6 protein-coding genes, 3 rRNA genes and 1 pseudogene are annotated in these 14,546 nt (G+C 66.8%); 6 read left to right on the top strand and 4 right to left on the bottom strand.

Annotation, left to right across the window (positions count from 1 at the left end; genetic code table 11):
* Positions 1-29: 29 nt before the first annotated feature.
* From murA to rrf, 4 genes are all read left to right on the top strand, one after another.
* On the top strand, positions 30-1,298 hold the full coding sequence (gene murA / locus CBOVI_RS08335; RefSeq protein ID WP_029157858.1) for a UDP-N-acetylglucosamine 1-carboxyvinyltransferase: 1,269 nt from the start codon (positions 30-32) through the stop codon (positions 1,296-1,298).
* 658 nt (positions 1,299-1,956) lie between these two features.
* Positions 1,957-3,475: ribosomal RNA gene (locus CBOVI_RS08330) — 16S ribosomal RNA — on the top strand.
* A gap of 339 nt (positions 3,476-3,814) precedes the next feature.
* A 23S ribosomal RNA gene (locus CBOVI_RS08325) occupies positions 3,815-6,888 on the top strand.
* 179 nt (positions 6,889-7,067) lie between these two features.
* Positions 7,068-7,184, top strand: a 5S ribosomal RNA gene (rrf, locus tag CBOVI_RS08320).
* The 16S, 23S and 5S rRNA genes sit together here, the layout of an rRNA operon.
* Positions 7,185-7,418: 234 nt before the next feature.
* Here rrf and CBOVI_RS08315 read toward each other — a convergent pair.
* Positions 7,419-8,677 (bottom strand): annotated as a pseudogene (locus CBOVI_RS08315) (cobalamin-independent methionine synthase II family protein).
* Positions 8,670-9,902: an aminotransferase class I/II-fold pyridoxal phosphate-dependent enzyme gene (locus tag CBOVI_RS08310; protein WP_125186072.1), complete on the bottom strand. Its 1,233-nt coding sequence runs from the start codon at positions 9,900-9,902 to the stop codon at positions 8,670-8,672. The pseudogene CBOVI_RS08315 and the gene CBOVI_RS08310 overlap by 8 nt, the downstream one beginning before the upstream one ends.
* 69 nt (positions 9,903-9,971) lie before the next feature.
* Between CBOVI_RS08310 and CBOVI_RS08305 the strand changes: the two genes are divergently transcribed.
* Positions 9,972-10,940 (top strand): hypothetical protein, encoded by a 969-nt coding sequence (locus CBOVI_RS08305; protein WP_010264091.1) that lies wholly within the window; start codon positions 9,972-9,974, stop codon positions 10,938-10,940.
* Positions 10,941-10,945: 5 nt separating this feature from the next.
* On the top strand, positions 10,946-12,178 hold the full coding sequence (locus tag CBOVI_RS08300; protein WP_010264088.1) for an endonuclease/exonuclease/phosphatase family protein: 1,233 nt from the start codon (positions 10,946-10,948) through the stop codon (positions 12,176-12,178).
* A 21-nt stretch (positions 12,179-12,199) separates the two neighbouring features.
* Here the strand turns inward: CBOVI_RS08300 and CBOVI_RS08295 are convergent, their stop codons facing one another.
* Complete coding sequence (locus tag CBOVI_RS08295) at positions 12,200-12,853, bottom strand: DUF3239 domain-containing protein (protein ID WP_010264084.1); 654 nt, start codon at positions 12,851-12,853, stop codon at positions 12,200-12,202.
* Complete coding sequence (locus CBOVI_RS08290) at positions 12,850-14,511, bottom strand: DNA repair helicase XPB (RefSeq protein WP_010264081.1); 1,662 nt, start codon at positions 14,509-14,511, stop codon at positions 12,850-12,852. Before CBOVI_RS08290 ends, CBOVI_RS08295 begins: the two co-directional genes overlap by 4 nt.
* Positions 14,512-14,546 lie beyond the last annotated feature (35 nt).

Raw genomic sequence — 14,546 nt, 5'->3', positions numbered from 1 at the left:
GGTGACGCCGAGCAATTAGGGTGGGGTCCGTGAAAGATCATTTCCTGGTAACCGGTGGTGCACGCCTCGAGGGGGCCGTGCGGGTCAACGGCGCGAAGAACAGCGTGCTCAAACTCATGTCCGCCGCGCTCCTCGCGGAGGGCACCACCGTCCTGACGAACTGTCCCGAGATCGCCGACGTGCCCTACATGGCGGAGGTCCTCCGCGGACTCGGCTGCGAGGTCGAGCTCGCCGGGACGACGGTGACCATCACCACGCCCGAGACCGTCGAGTACAACGCCGACTTCGACGCCGTCCGGCAGTTCCGCGCCTCCGTGTGCGTCCTCGGCCCGCTCACCGCCCGGCGTCACCGGGCCGTCGTCGCCCTCCCCGGCGGTGACGCGATCGGCAGCCGGCCGCTCGACATGCACCAGTCCGGGCTCGAGAAGCTCGGGGCGACGACGCGCATCGAACACGGCTGCGTCGTCGCCGAGGCCACTGAACTCGTCGGCGGGAAGATCAAGCTCGACTTCCCGTCGGTCGGCGCGACGGAGAACATCCTCACCGCGGCCGTGCTCGCCAAGGGGACGACCATCCTCGACAACGCGGCGCGCGAGCCGGAGATCGTCGACCTCTGCGCCATGCTCACCGAGATGGGCGCCGGAATCACCGGGGCCGGCAGCAACACCATCACCGTCACCGGGGTCGACCGGCTGCGGCCGACGACCCACGACGTCGTCGGGGACCGGATCGTCGCCGGGACCTGGGGCTACGCGGCGGCCATGACGCAGGGCGACATCACGGTCAGCGGGATCAACCCCACCCACCTGCACCTCGTCCTGGAGAAGCTCAAGCTCGCGGGGGCGGACGTCGAGACCTACCCGACCGGGTTCCGGGTCCGGCAGAACCGGCGGCCCACCGCCGTCGACTACCAGACCCTGCCCTTCCCCGGGTTCCCGACCGACCTCCAGCCGATGGCCATCGCCCTGTGCACGGTCAGTGACGGGATGAGCGTCATCACGGAGAACATCTTCGAGTCCCGGTTCCGGTTCGTCGACGAGATGACGCGGCTCGGTGCCGACACCTCCATCGACGGCCACCACGTGGTCATCCGCGGGGGACGGCCGCTGTCGTCCGCGCCCGTGTGGGCGTCCGACATCCGTGCCGGGGCGGGGCTCATCCTCGCCGGGCTGTGCGCCGACGGGGTCACGCAGGTCAACGACGTCTACCACATCGACCGTGGCTACCCGGGGTTCGTGGAGCAGCTCCGGGCGCTCGGCGCCGACGTGCGCCGGGTGACGGGCGACGAGGGGCGGTGACGGGGCCGGTGGCCGGGGTCGGGGCCCGAAACCGTTCGTGACCTGCAGATTTGTGAGCGCCGGGAGGCGTGTGTACATTTATGCGAGTCAGCGCAACGGCGCAGGGGCCGGAACGGTCACCGCGAGCGGTTGAGGCTGACGAAGCACCCGATCTTCTTCGGGGCTGTGAACTGGGTGTTCATCTGGGGTTTGCTTTGCTGCCACCGGGTGTAAAGTTCTGGTCCTGTCACACGGACTGTTCCGGCCGCTTGGTCGGTGTGGTTGTGTGCGCATGATGTTTGAGAACTCAATAGCGTGATGAACCAAGTGCTCTGATCTTTGGTGCTGGTGCCGTGTGTGGCGCAGGTGCTGTGATCGGTGGTTGTCGTGTCTGGCATGAATGGTTCGCGTACCGGCAAGTGTTGATCGCTTGTTAAATATGTGATTGTTTGTGTCGTCATGGTGTCACTGTCACTGGATTTGTGTTGCAGGTGGTGCTTGCGACCTTTGGTTTGTGAGTATTGTTTGTAATTTATTTTGTTGTCGCTGCCCTGACCCCCCGTTGGGGTGGTGGCGACGGTCAGTGTGGTGGCTGCGTCCGGCTGTGTGTCGGGCGTGGTTGCTGTGATGATGTTTTGTTTTGCCAGTGGTTGGGCTTTCTTTGATATTGCCTATGGCTTTTATGGAGAGTTTGATCCTGGCTCAGGACGAACGCTGGCGGCGTGCTTAACACATGCAAGTCGAACGGAAAGGCCCCAGCTTGCTGGGGTACTCGAGTGGCGAACGGGTGAGTAACACGTGGGTGATCTGCCCTGCACTCTGGGATAAGCCTGGGAAACTGGGTCTAATACCGGATAGGACCGTGCTTTAGTGTGTGCGGTGGAAAGTTTTTCGGTGCAGGATGAGCCCGCGGCCTATCAGCTTGTTGGTGGGGTAATGGCCTACCAAGGCGGCGACGGGTAGCCGGCCTGAGAGGGTGTACGGCCACATTGGGACTGAGACACGGCCCAGACTCCTACGGGAGGCAGCAGTGGGGAATATTGCACAATGGGCGCAAGCCTGATGCAGCGACGCCGCGTGGGGGATGACGGCCTTCGGGTTGTAAACCCCTTTCGGCAGGGACGAAGCTTTTGTGACGGTACCTGCATAAGAAGCACCGGCTAACTACGTGCCAGCAGCCGCGGTAATACGTAGGGTGCGAGCGTTGTCCGGAATTACTGGGCGTAAAGAGCTCGTAGGTGGTTTGTCGCGTCGTCTGTGAAATCCCGGGGCTTAACTCCGGGCGTGCAGGCGATACGGGCATAACTTGAGTGCTGTAGGGGAGACTGGAATTCCTGGTGTAGCGGTGAAATGCGCAGATATCAGGAGGAACACCGATGGCGAAGGCAGGTCTCTGGGCAGTAACTGACGCTGAGGAGCGAAAGCATGGGTAGCGAACAGGATTAGATACCCTGGTAGTCCATGCCGTAAACGGTGGGCGCTAGGTGTGGGGATCTTCCACGATTTCCGTGCCGTAGCTAACGCATTAAGCGCCCCGCCTGGGGAGTACGGCCGCAAGGCTAAAACTCAAAGGAATTGACGGGGGCCCGCACAAGCGGCGGAGCATGTGGATTAATTCGATGCAACGCGAAGAACCTTACCTGGGCTTGACATGGGCAGGACCGGCGTGGAGACACGTCTTCCCTTTTGGGCTTGTTCACAGGTGGTGCATGGTTGTCGTCAGCTCGTGTCGTGAGATGTTGGGTTAAGTCCCGCAACGAGCGCAACCCTTGTCTTGTGTTGCCAGCACGTAATGGTGGGGACTCGCGAGAGACTGCCGGGGTTAACTCGGAGGAAGGTGGGGATGACGTCAAATCATCATGCCCCTTATGTCCAGGGCTTCACACATGCTACAATGGTCGGTACAGTGGGTTGCGATGCCGCGAGGCTCAGCTAATCCCTTAAAGCCGGTCTCAGTTCGGATTGGAGTCTGCAACTCGACTCCATGAAGTCGGAGTCGCTAGTAATCGCAGATCAGCAACGCTGCGGTGAATACGTTCCCGGGCCTTGTACACACCGCCCGTCACGTCATGAAAGTTGGTAACACCCGAAGCCGGTGGCCCAAACTCGTTAGGGAGCCGTCGAAGGTGGGATCGGCGATTGGGACGAAGTCGTAACAAGGTAGCCGTACCGGAAGGTGCGGCTGGATCACCTCCTTTCTAAGGAGTTTTATTTTATTATTGTTGAATCCGGGTGGATGCGCGGATCGCTGGATGGTTGCCCCACGCCGTGTGGGGTGATGATCGCTGGTTGTGGTGTTTGTGCCTGGTGGTGGTGCCGGGGGTTGGGGTGCTTGGTTTGTCGCGGTGTTGGGTGTCTGGGGCGTCATGCCCTTGGATGACTGGCATGCTGCTGGTGGTGCGGGACTGTGTTCTGCGCTGGTGGTGGTGTGTGTGGTGTTTGAGAACTGCATAGTGGACGCGAGTATCTTCTTTATTCTGCATGCTGCCATGTTGTGTGGTGGTGTGTTGTGCTTTTTGTTCACCTAACTGATTGTGTGTGTTGTTGTTAAGGGCGCACGGTGGATGCCTTGGCACAGAAGAGCCGATGAAGGACGTGGGAGGCTGCGTTATGCCTCGGGGAGTTGCCAACCGAGCGTTGATCCGAGGATGTCCGAATGGGGAAACCCGGCCGTGGTTATGTGCGGTCACCCGCCGGTGAATAGATAGCCGGTGTGGAGGGAACGCGGGGAAGTGAAACATCTCAGTACCCGTAGGAAGAGAAAACAATAGTGATTCCGTCAGTAGCGGCGAGCGAAAGCGGATGGTGGCTAAACCGTGTGCGTGTGATACCTGGCAGGGGTTGCGTGCACGGGGTTGTGGGGCGATGTTGTGTGGGTCTGCCAGCCTGCGCATGCGCGTGTTGTGTTAGCGGAAGTGGTCTGGGATGGCCCGCCGTAGACGGTGAGAGTCCGGTACGTGAAAACATGATGGGTGTGTGTGGATCTCGTTCCCGAGTAGCAGCGGGCTCGTGGAATCTGCTGTGAATCTGCCGGGACCACCCGGTAAGCCTGAATACTCTTTGTGACCGATAGCGGATAGTACCGTGAGGGAATGGTGAAAAGTACCCCGGGAGGGGAGTGAAATAGTACCTGAAACCGTGCGCTTACAATCCGTCAGAGCCTCCTTGTGGGGTGATGGCGTGCCTTTTGAAGAATGAGCCTGCGAGTCAGCGGCACGTCGCGAGGTTAACCCGTGTGGGGTAGCCGTAGCGAAAGCGAATACTAACTAGTGTGGTTGAGTGGCGTGTCCTGGACCCGAAGCGGGGTGATCTACCCATGGCCAGTGTGAAGCGATGGTAAGACGTCGTGGAGGCGCGAACCCACTTAGGTTGAAAACTGAGGGGATGAGCTGTGGGTAGGGGTGAAAGGCCAATCAAACTCCGTGATAGCTGGTTCTCCCCGAAATGCATTTAGGTGCAGCGTCGTGTGTTTCTTGCCGGAGGTAGAGCTACTGGTTGGTTTAGCGGGACTACCATCTTAGCGACATCAGCCAAACTCCGAATGCCGGTAAGTGAGAGCGCGGCAGTGAGACTGCGGGGGATAAGCTTCGTGGTCGAGAGGGAAACAGCCCGGATCGCCGGCTAAGGCCCCTAAGAGTGTACTAAGTGGAAAAGGATGTGGGATCGCGAAGACAGCCAGGAGGTTGGCTTAGAAGCAGCCATCCTTGAAAGAGTGCGTAATAGCTCACTGGTCGAGTGGTTCTGCGCCGACAATGTAGTGGGGCTCAAGTACACCGCCGAAGCCGCGGAACTTCCATCTTTTGGTGGGGGTTGGTAGGGGAGCGTCGTGTGGCCGGTGAAGGTGCGGGGTGACCCAGTGCTGGAGGCCATGCGAGTGAGAATGCAGGCATGAGTAGCGAATGACGAGTGAGAAACTCGTCCGCCGGATGACTAAGGGTTCCTGGGTCAAGCTAATCTTCCCAGGGTGAGTCGGGGCCTAAGGCGAGGCCGACAGGCGTAGTCGATGGATAACGGGTTGATATTCCCGTACCCGTGTGTGTGCGACCATGGTGAATCGGTGATACTAACCACCCGTGTGTGCTGCTGTTTCCGGTCTTTGGCCGGTTGGTGGTGCATGTGCGTGGGACCTGAGCTGGTAGTAGCCAAGTGATGGGGTGACGCAGGAAGGTAGCCGAGCCACTTATTGGATTGTGGTGTAAGCGTGTGGCCCGTCAGCCTGGTAAATCCGGTTGGCATGAGGGTGAGGCGTGATGCGTACCCGTTTGCGGGGATGTCGGTGATCCTATGCTGTCGAGAAAAGCCTCTAGCGATGTGCACATTCGGCCCGTACCCATAACCGACACAGGTGGTCAGGTAGAGAATACTAAGGCGATCGGGTGAACTGTGGTTAAGGAACTCGGCAAAATGCCCCCGTAACTTCGGGAGAAGGGGGACCACTGCTGGTGACAGACTGGTTTTGAGCTGGTGGTGGTCGCAGAGAATAGAGGGAAGCGACTGTTTACTAAAAACACAGGTCCGTGCGAAGACGGTAAGTCGATGTATACGGACTGACGCCTGCCCGGTGCTGGAAGGTTAAGAGGACCTGTTAGACCCTTGTGGTCGAAGCGGAGAATTTAAGCCCCAGTAAACGGCGGTGGTAACTATAACCATCCTAAGGTAGCGAAATTCCTTGTCGGGTAAGTTCCGACCTGCACGAATGGCGTAACGACTTCCCTGCTGTCTCAACCACAGGCCCGGCGAAATTGCAGTACGAGTAAAGATGCTCGTTACGCGCGGCAGGACGAAAAGACCCCGGGACCTTCACTATAGCTTGGTATTGGTGTTCGGTTCGGTTTGTGTAGGATAGGTGGGAGACTGTGAAGCGGCCACGCCAGTGGTTGGGGAGTCGTTGTTGAAATACCACTCTGATCGTATTGGATACCTGAACCTCGGCCCGTGATCCGGGTTAGGGACAGTGCCTGGTGGGTAGTTTAACTGGGGCGGTTGCCTCCCAAAGTGTAACGGAGGCGCCCAAAGGTTCCCTCAGCCTGGTTGGCAATCAGGTGTTGAGTGTAAGTGCACAAGGGAGCTTGACTGTGAGACTGACAGGTCGAGCAGGGACGAAAGTCGGGACTAGTGATCCGGCACCGGCTTGTGGAAGCGGTGTCGCTCAACGGATAAAAGGTACCCCGGGGATAACAGGCTGATCTTCCCCAAGAGTCCATATCGACGGGATGGTTTGGCACCTCGATGTCGGCTCGTCGCATCCTGGGGCTGGAGTAGGTCCCAAGGGTTGGGCTGTTCGCCCATTAAAGCGGCACGCGAGCTGGGTTTAGAACGTCGTGAGACAGTTCGGTCTCTATCCGCCGCGCGCGTTGAAACTTGAGAAAGGCTGTCCCTAGTACGAGAGGACCGGGACGGACATACCTCTGGTGGGCCAGTTGTCACGCCCGTGGCATGGCTGGTTGGCTACGTATGGGAGGGATAACCGCTGAAAGCATCTAAGCGGGAAGCCTGTTTCAAGATGAGGTTTCGTTTGAGGTTCCCTGTAGATGACGGGGTTGATAGGCCGGATCTGGACGCCATGTAAGTGGTGGAGGTGACCGGTACTAATTGACCGAAATGACACACTGCTTGTTGGTTGGGTGTGTGTGCAAAAAGTGTTGCCCGTGGTTCGCACTGTTTGGTGTGTGTTGTGGGTGTTGATTCTCGCGTCTGTTGTGCAGTGTCTGGAGCGTCACGACGTGCCGGCACTCCCTTGGGGTTGTTCCCGGGGGTGTGTGGGGTGCGTGTGGTTGTTCTGTTGTGTTTGTCGGTGGTTTTAGCGGCGGGGTCACGCCCGGTCCCTTTCCGAACCCGGAAGCTAAGCCTGCCTGCGCCGATGGTACTGCACCCGGGAGGGTGTGGGAGAGTAGGTCACCGCCGGCATTTTTCTTTGTGTGTGGTGGGGTGGTGTCACCCCTTCACGGCCTGTGTGGTCACCGTCCCTGTCAGGGGTTGGGTGGTCAACGGGTTGTGGGGGTGTGGCACCACCCCACTTTTTTGTGCCCTTTTCCGCGCCTCGTGCTCCGCCCCCGTGCCTCGTGCGGAGCGGGCGAGGGTCTCGGGGGCCGTGCGTCCGCCCGGAGAGGACGAGTCCAGACCGGGCGGGGGAGGGGAGGGTCAGCGGAGCTCGTCGCTGGCGATGCGGGCGCCCTCGACGAGGGACTCCAGCTTCGCCCACGCGATGTCCGCGTGCAGGCGCTCGCCGAGACCGCAGTCCGTCGACGCGATGACGCGCTCCGGCCCGACGAGCTCGGCGAAGCGGAGGATCCGGTCCGCCACGAGCCGCGGGTGCTCGACCGCGTTCATCGCGTGACTCACGACGCCCGGGTAGATCACCGCGCCCTCGGGCAGCTCGTGGTCCCGCCACACCCGCCACTCGTGGGCGTGCCGCGGACTGGGCCCCTCGAAGGAGAAGCTGCCCACCTCCGCCCGGAGGATCTCGTCGAGAATGTCCCCGAACGGGACATCCGTGACGTGCGGGCCGTGCCACGAGCCCCAGCACACGTGCAGGCGCGTCCGCTCCCGCGGCAGGCCCCGCAGGGTGGAGTTGATGGCGTCCACTCCGGACGCGGATCCACGCCCGGTAATCCTCGATGGACGGCTCCGGGTTGATCTGGTCCCACGGCTCCGCGAGATCCGGGGCGTCCAACTGGACGGTGAACCCCGCGTCCGTGATCGCCCGGTACTCGTGGGACAGGGCGTCCGCGCACGCGGCGACCAGCTCCTCCTCCGTGTCGTAGTACCGGTTCTTCAGGCGCGCGGCCGCACCCGGGGACAACGCCGCGACGAACCCACGCGGCCGGGCCGTCGCCCCGGAGCCCACCGACCCGCGGGCGCCGCCGGGGGCGAGATCCTCCCGCGCGTCGAGGGCGTGCGTCCAGCAGGGCGGTGTCCGCCTCCACCTCACCGGTCTCGAGGTACGTCACCGGCCCGGTGAACTCCGGGTTCGGGACCTTCGCCCGGCCCGCCAGCACACCGGACGTCGGGTCCTCGTACGCGTCGCGGAACCGGGTGCGGTCCCGGCGGTCCGCGAAGGACGTCAGGCGGATGTTCCCCGGCGTCGACCGGATCTTCTCCGGGTTCGCCCACCGGTCCTCGTCCGTCATCGTCAACCCGCCGAGGCGGGAGAAGGAGTAGTTCCACCACGCGCCGTAGTCGACGGCACCCGAGGTGATGTGGCCGTACTCGCCCTCGTTGACGATGTCCACCCCCATCTCCAGCTGCCGTCGCACGACCGCGTCCACGCTGTCGCCGAGAATGCCCAGGAACTCCTCCCGGTCGATGGTGCCCGCAGCCCGGCGCTCATTCGCCTCGAGCAGCTCCGGGGTACGTGGCAGGGACCCCACGTGGGTCGTCCGGATCGTCGTGTCAGTCATGCCCTCCATCGTAGGAGCCCCCGAACGCGGCGGCGAGGCGGGCCTGCGCCGTGGCCATCGTCCGCGCCGACTTGCAGAACGTCCACCGCACCAGCGTCCGCGTCACCGGGTCGCCCGGGTCGGACATGAACGCGCTCACCGGGATCGCGGCGACCCCCGCCACCTCCGGCAGGCGCAGGCAGAACTCCTCCGCCGTCCGCCCGAGCTCCGGCCGGGCGGCCAGCACCGGGGCGACGTCCGACACGACGAAGTACGTCCCCGCCGACTCCGCGACCGTCATCCCCGTCGACCGCAGCGTCGCGACCAGGGAGTCCCGGCGGGAGCGCAGCGTCGACACCCACCCCTCACCCCAGTCCCCGGCGTGGTCGAGGGCCCAGGCCACCGCCGGCTGCAGCGGCGTCGCGCCGACGAACGTCAGGTACTGCTTCGCCGCGGCGACGGCGTCGATCATCTCCGCCGGACCCGTCGCCCAGCCCGTCTTCCACCCCGTGACGTTGAAGGACTTCCCCGCCGACCCCAGGGTCACCGTCTGCGCGGCCATGCCCGGCAACGACGCGAACGGCGTGTGCTCGCCGTCGAGGACGAGCCGCTCGTACACCTCGTCCGCGATGACCGGGACGCCGCGCGGGCGCACGACGTCCGCGACGGCCCCGAGGTCGTCCGGGCCGAGGACCAGGCCCGTCGGGTTGTGCGGGGTGTTCACGACCACCGCCGCCGTGCGCGGCCCGACCGCCGCCGCGAACGCCTCCCGGTCCAGCGACCAGCGGGTGCCGTCGAACCGCAGGGGCACCGGCCGCGGCACCCCGCCGGCGACCCGGACGGCGGCGTCGTAGGCGTCGTACGTCGGCTCGAGGACGACGACCTCCCGCCCCGGCTCGACGAACGCGAGCAGCGCCGCCGCGATGCCCTCCGTCGCGCCGACGGTCACGAGCACCTCCGCGTCCGGGTCGAGCTCGAGGCCGTACCGGCGGCGACGGTCCTCCGCGACGGCCCGCCGCAGCGCCGGCACCCCCCGGGGCGGCCCGTACTGGTTCGCCGCCGCCCCGCCGTCCCGGACCGCGCGCGCCGCCCGGTCGAGCATCCCCGCGGGGCCGTCGTCGTCCGGGAACCCCTGGCCGAGGTTCGCCGCCCCGTGCCGCGCGGCGAGGGCGGTCATCCGGGCGAAGACACTGTCCGCGAGGGTGATCCTCGACGCAGGCCAACCGTGACTCGGTGTACGCTCCATGGCGCCAGCTTACGGGCCCGGGCACCGGCCGCGGGGAGGCACCCGGGGGCGCGGGTAGACTCCCGGGGCATGGGAGCAGACCGTGCAGCAGGGACCACAGGCCGGGCGCAGCAGGCGGAGGACATCCCCGTCGCCGCGCCGTCCGGTGACGTCCAGGAGGGGGTCGCGCCGCTGACCCCGGAGGGGCAGCTCACGCAGCTCGTCCAGTTCATGGAGGACAGCTACCCGGAGATGTGGGAGGCCGTCGCCGCCGGGCCGGGGGAGGGGGACGACACCGCCGCGCGCACCGACCGCGTCGAACGCCTGTGGGCGCGGCTGCCGGACCTGCTCAGCCACTCCAGCCAGCTCGTCCTCGGCGCGGGGCTCGACCACTCGATGCCCGGGGTGGCCTTCACCCGCACCGGCCCGGAGCCCACCCCGTTCGCCGTCCCCGGGACGCAGGTCACCGGCACCGTGCTCACCCCGTCGGGGGTCCCGACGCCGCGGACCGGGGCGGTGGCCGTGGCCCTGCACGGCGGCCCCGGGTGGTTCGGGGACGGGGCCTCCCACGACCAGCTGTGGCTGCCGCTCTTCGCCGCGCTCGCCGAGCAGTCCGGCGTGACCGTCGTCGACCTCGTCCACCCGCTGCCGGTGCCGCCCGCGGCGGTGGCCCGCGCCGTCGCCGCCGTCCGCGACCGGTTCCCGGACGCCCCGGGTGTCGGCTCGGTCGTGTTCGGCAGCGGGATGCGGGCCCTGCGGGAGGTGGAGGTCGACTGGCTCGTCGCCTTCAGTCCCCGGGTGGGGGACGACGGACCCCTTCCCCCCGGCACCGCCGGCACGCCCGTGTTCCTCAGCGCCGCCGACGCGGACACGACCGGCACCCCGCCGGACGTCGCCTCCCGGGTGTTCCACGACGCCGGGGCGCAGGTCGAGGAGCGGCACTACGTCTCCGACCACCTCGTCGCCCCGCCCGCCGAGTGGCGGCGCCGGGTCCTCGACGCCGCCCGGTGGATGGCCACCCGGCCGTCACCGGGTGTTCACCGGGGGCCGCTAGTGTGACGCCCATGCGCCGTCACCTGCACCGTTCCACCACCGCGCTCGTCACCGCGGGCACCCTCCTCACCGCCACCACCACGACCGTCACCACCGCCGCCGCGTCCGGGTCCGTCGCCGGGTCCGTCGCGGGATCGTCCGTCGGCACCCCGGCCCCGGCCCCCGGCCTCCGGGTGGCGACGTACAACGCCAGCCTCAACCGAGCCCACGAGGGCGACCTCGTCCGCGACCTGTCCACCCCCGACAACCCGCAGGCCCGGGCCGTCGCGACCGTCATGCGCGCGCAGGCCCCGGACATCCTCGTCGTCAACGAGTTCGACCACGACCCCGACGGCCGGGCCCTCGACCTCTTCCGCCGGAACTACCTGGAGAACCCCGACCTCCCCGGCGACCCGGTGACCTACCCCTACGCCGTCAGCGCCCCCGTGAACACCGGCGTGGACTCCGGCCTCGACCTCAACGGCGACGGCCGTCTCCACGGACCCGACGACGCCTGGGGCTTCGGGGCGTTCCCCGGCCAGTACGGCATGGCCGTGTTCTCCCGGTACCCGCTCCGGGCCGACGACATGCGGACCTTCCGGACCCTCCGGTGGGCGCAGGTCCCCGGGGCACTCCTGCCCCGCGACTTCTACGGCGACACCGCCGACAGCCTGCGGTTGTCGAGCAAGTCCCACTGGGACCTGCCCGTCGACGTGCGGGGCCGCCGCATCCACCTGCTCGTCTCCCACCCCACCCCGCCGTCCTTCGACGGCCCGGAGCAGCGCAACGGGCGCCGGAACTCCGACGAGATCCGCCTCACCGCCGACTACATCCGGGGCGGGGCGGCCGCGGATTGGATCGTCGACGACGCCGGCCGGCGCGGGGGCCTCGACCCGGACGCCGAGTTCATCGTCTTCGGCGACCAGAACTCCGACCCCCACGACGGCGGCGCCGGGTTCCCCGGCATCAACCAGCTGCTCGCCGTGCCCTGGGTCCACGACCCCCACCCCACGAGCGACGGCGCGGTCGTCGCGGCGGCCCAGCCGGGCAACGCCGCGCACCTCAACCCGCCGGCGGAGGACACCGCCGACTTCGCCGACCCGACGCCCGGGAACCTCCGCGCGGACTACGTGCTGCCGTCCCGGGGGCTGCCCGTGCGCGACGCGCACGTCGTGTGGCCCGCGCCCGGCGAGCCGCTGTCCGGGCTCATGCCCCCGGAGGTCGGCAGCGACCACCGCATGGTGACCGTCGACCTCGACGTCTGAGCGCCCGGCCCGGGTGGCCCGTCAGCGGGCGCGGTCGAGGGGGAGGAGGTTGTGCTTCGTCGCGACGACCTCGTCGACCCTCCCGACGAGCTCACCGAGGCGACGCCACGCGGACGCCGGGACCGCCTCCTCCGCGGCGCGCCACACGTCGCGGTCCGGCGTGCCCCAGCACACCGGCATCGGCGAGATCTCCTGCCAGTGGGTGCGGTCCGACATCGTCCGGCCGCCGGTGACGGCGACGGAGGGGACGCGGGCGCCGACCTCGCGGGCGACGCCGGGGACCGACGTCACCGTGCGCACCGCCAGCGCCGGGGCCGACGCCCCGGACCCCTCCACGGCCGCGTCGACGAGCGCCATGAGCACGAGGTCGCGGGGGTTGACCTTCGCGACGACGGCGGGGACCAGCGCGTACGTGTCGTAGTACTGCTGCGGGCTGCCCATCGCCTTCGGCAGGGCGGGGATGATGACGAGACAGATCACCGCGAGGATGACGAGGGCCCCGGCGACGAGGACGGCCCCCGTCGAGAAGGAGTCGAGCGTCACGGCGAGGACCGCGGCGACGACGAGGATGAGCGCGAGGATCCCCGCCGACCACTGGAGACGGCGGGCGTCGCGGAAGAACTCGTTGTGCTTCCGGGCGTAGGGGTCGTCAACGGAGAAGTGGAAGTCGGTCACGCGGTCTCCTCGTCGAGGTCGGTGGAGTCGATGATGCGGTAGCCGTACCCCTGCTCGGCGAGGAAACGCTGACGGTGGGCGGCGTACTCGCTGTCCAGTGTGTCACGGGCGACGACGGAGTAGAAGTGGGCCGCGCCCCCGTCCGGCTTCGGGCGCAACAGCCGCCCGAGCCGCTGCGCCTCCTCCTGCCGCGAGCCGAACGTGCCGGACACCTGGATCGCCACGGACGCGCCGGGCAGGTCCACGGAGAAGTTCGCGACCTTGCTCACGACGAGCACCCGCACCTCCCCGGCCCGGAAGGCGGCGTAGAGCGCCTCGCGCCGCGTCGTGCTCGTCCTGCCGTCGATGACGGGGGCGTCCAGCTCCGCGCCGAGCTCCTCGAGCTGGTCGACGTACGCGCCGATGATGAGCGTCGGCTCCCCCGGGTGACGGGCGAGGAGGCGGCGGACCGTGCGGGTCTTCGTCGCCGACGTCGCCGCGAGCCGGTACCGGTCCGCGGGCTCCGCCGTGGCGTAGACCATCCGCTCGGCGTCGGTGAGGCTCACGCGGACCTCGGTGCACTCCGCCGGGGCGATCCACCCCTGGGCCTCGATGTCCTTCCACGGCGCGTCGTACCGCTTCGGGCCGATGAGGGAGAACACGTCGCCCTCCCGGCCGTCCTCCCGGACGAGCGTCGCGGTGAGGCCGAGGCGGCGGCGCGACTGGAGGTCCGAGGTCATGCGGAACACGGGGGCGGGCAGCAGGTGGACCTCGTCGTAGATGATGAGCCCCCAGTCCCGGGAGTCGAACAGCTCCAGCGACCGGAACTCGCCCTTCGTGCGGCGCGTGACGACCTGGTACGTGGCGATGGTCACCGGGCGGATCTCCTTGCGTTCCCCGGAGTACTCGCCGATCTCCTCCTCGGTGAGGGTCGTGCGGCGCAGCAGCTCGTCGCGCCACTGCCGGCCGGCGACGGTGTTCGTCACGAGGATGAGCGTCGTCGTCCGGCTGCGGGCCATCGCCGCGGCGCCGACCATCGTCTTGCCCGCCCCGCAGGGCAGGACGACGACGCCCGAGCCGCCGTCCCAGAACGAGTCGGCCGCCATCTGCTGGTAGTCCCGCAGCTGCCAGTCCTCCGTCTCGGTCGACAGGGCGATGGGGTGCGCCTCGCCGTCGACGTAGCCGGCGAGGTCCTCGGCCGGCCAGCCGACCTTGAGCAGCTCCTGCTTGAGCCGGCCACGCTCCGAGGGGTGGACGACGACCGAGTCGCCGTCGAGGTCCGCCCCGAGCATCGGCCGGATGCGGCGGTGCCGCCGGACCTCCGCGAGCACCGCCGGGTCCCGGCTCTGGAGGACGAGGCCGTGGGCCGGGTCCCGCACGAGGGTCAGCCGGCCGTACCGGTCCATCGTCTCCGCGATGTCGATGAGCAGCGGCTGGGGGACGGGGAAGCGGGAGTAGCGCTCGAGGGCGTCGACGACCTGCTCCGCGTCATGGCCGGCCGCGCGGGCGTTCCACAACGCCAGCGGGGTGATCCGGTAGGTGTGGACGTGCTCCGGGGCCCGTTCGAGTTCCGCGAACGGGGCGAGCGCGGTGCGGGCCTCCTGCGCGAGATCGTGGTCGATCTCCAGCAGGACGGTCTTGTCCGACTGGACGATGAGCGGGCCGGTGCCGAGATTCACGCGTGCCTCCCTGGTGGCGGTGGACGAAGGGGACC

It is taken from the genome of Corynebacterium bovis DSM 20582 = CIP 54.80 (genome assembly GCF_030408615.1).
GTDB lineage: Bacteria > Actinomycetota > Actinomycetes > Mycobacteriales > Mycobacteriaceae > Corynebacterium > Corynebacterium bovis.
Note: the sequence above shows the minus strand (reverse complement) of the source record. Positions and strands in the feature narration are given on the sequence as shown.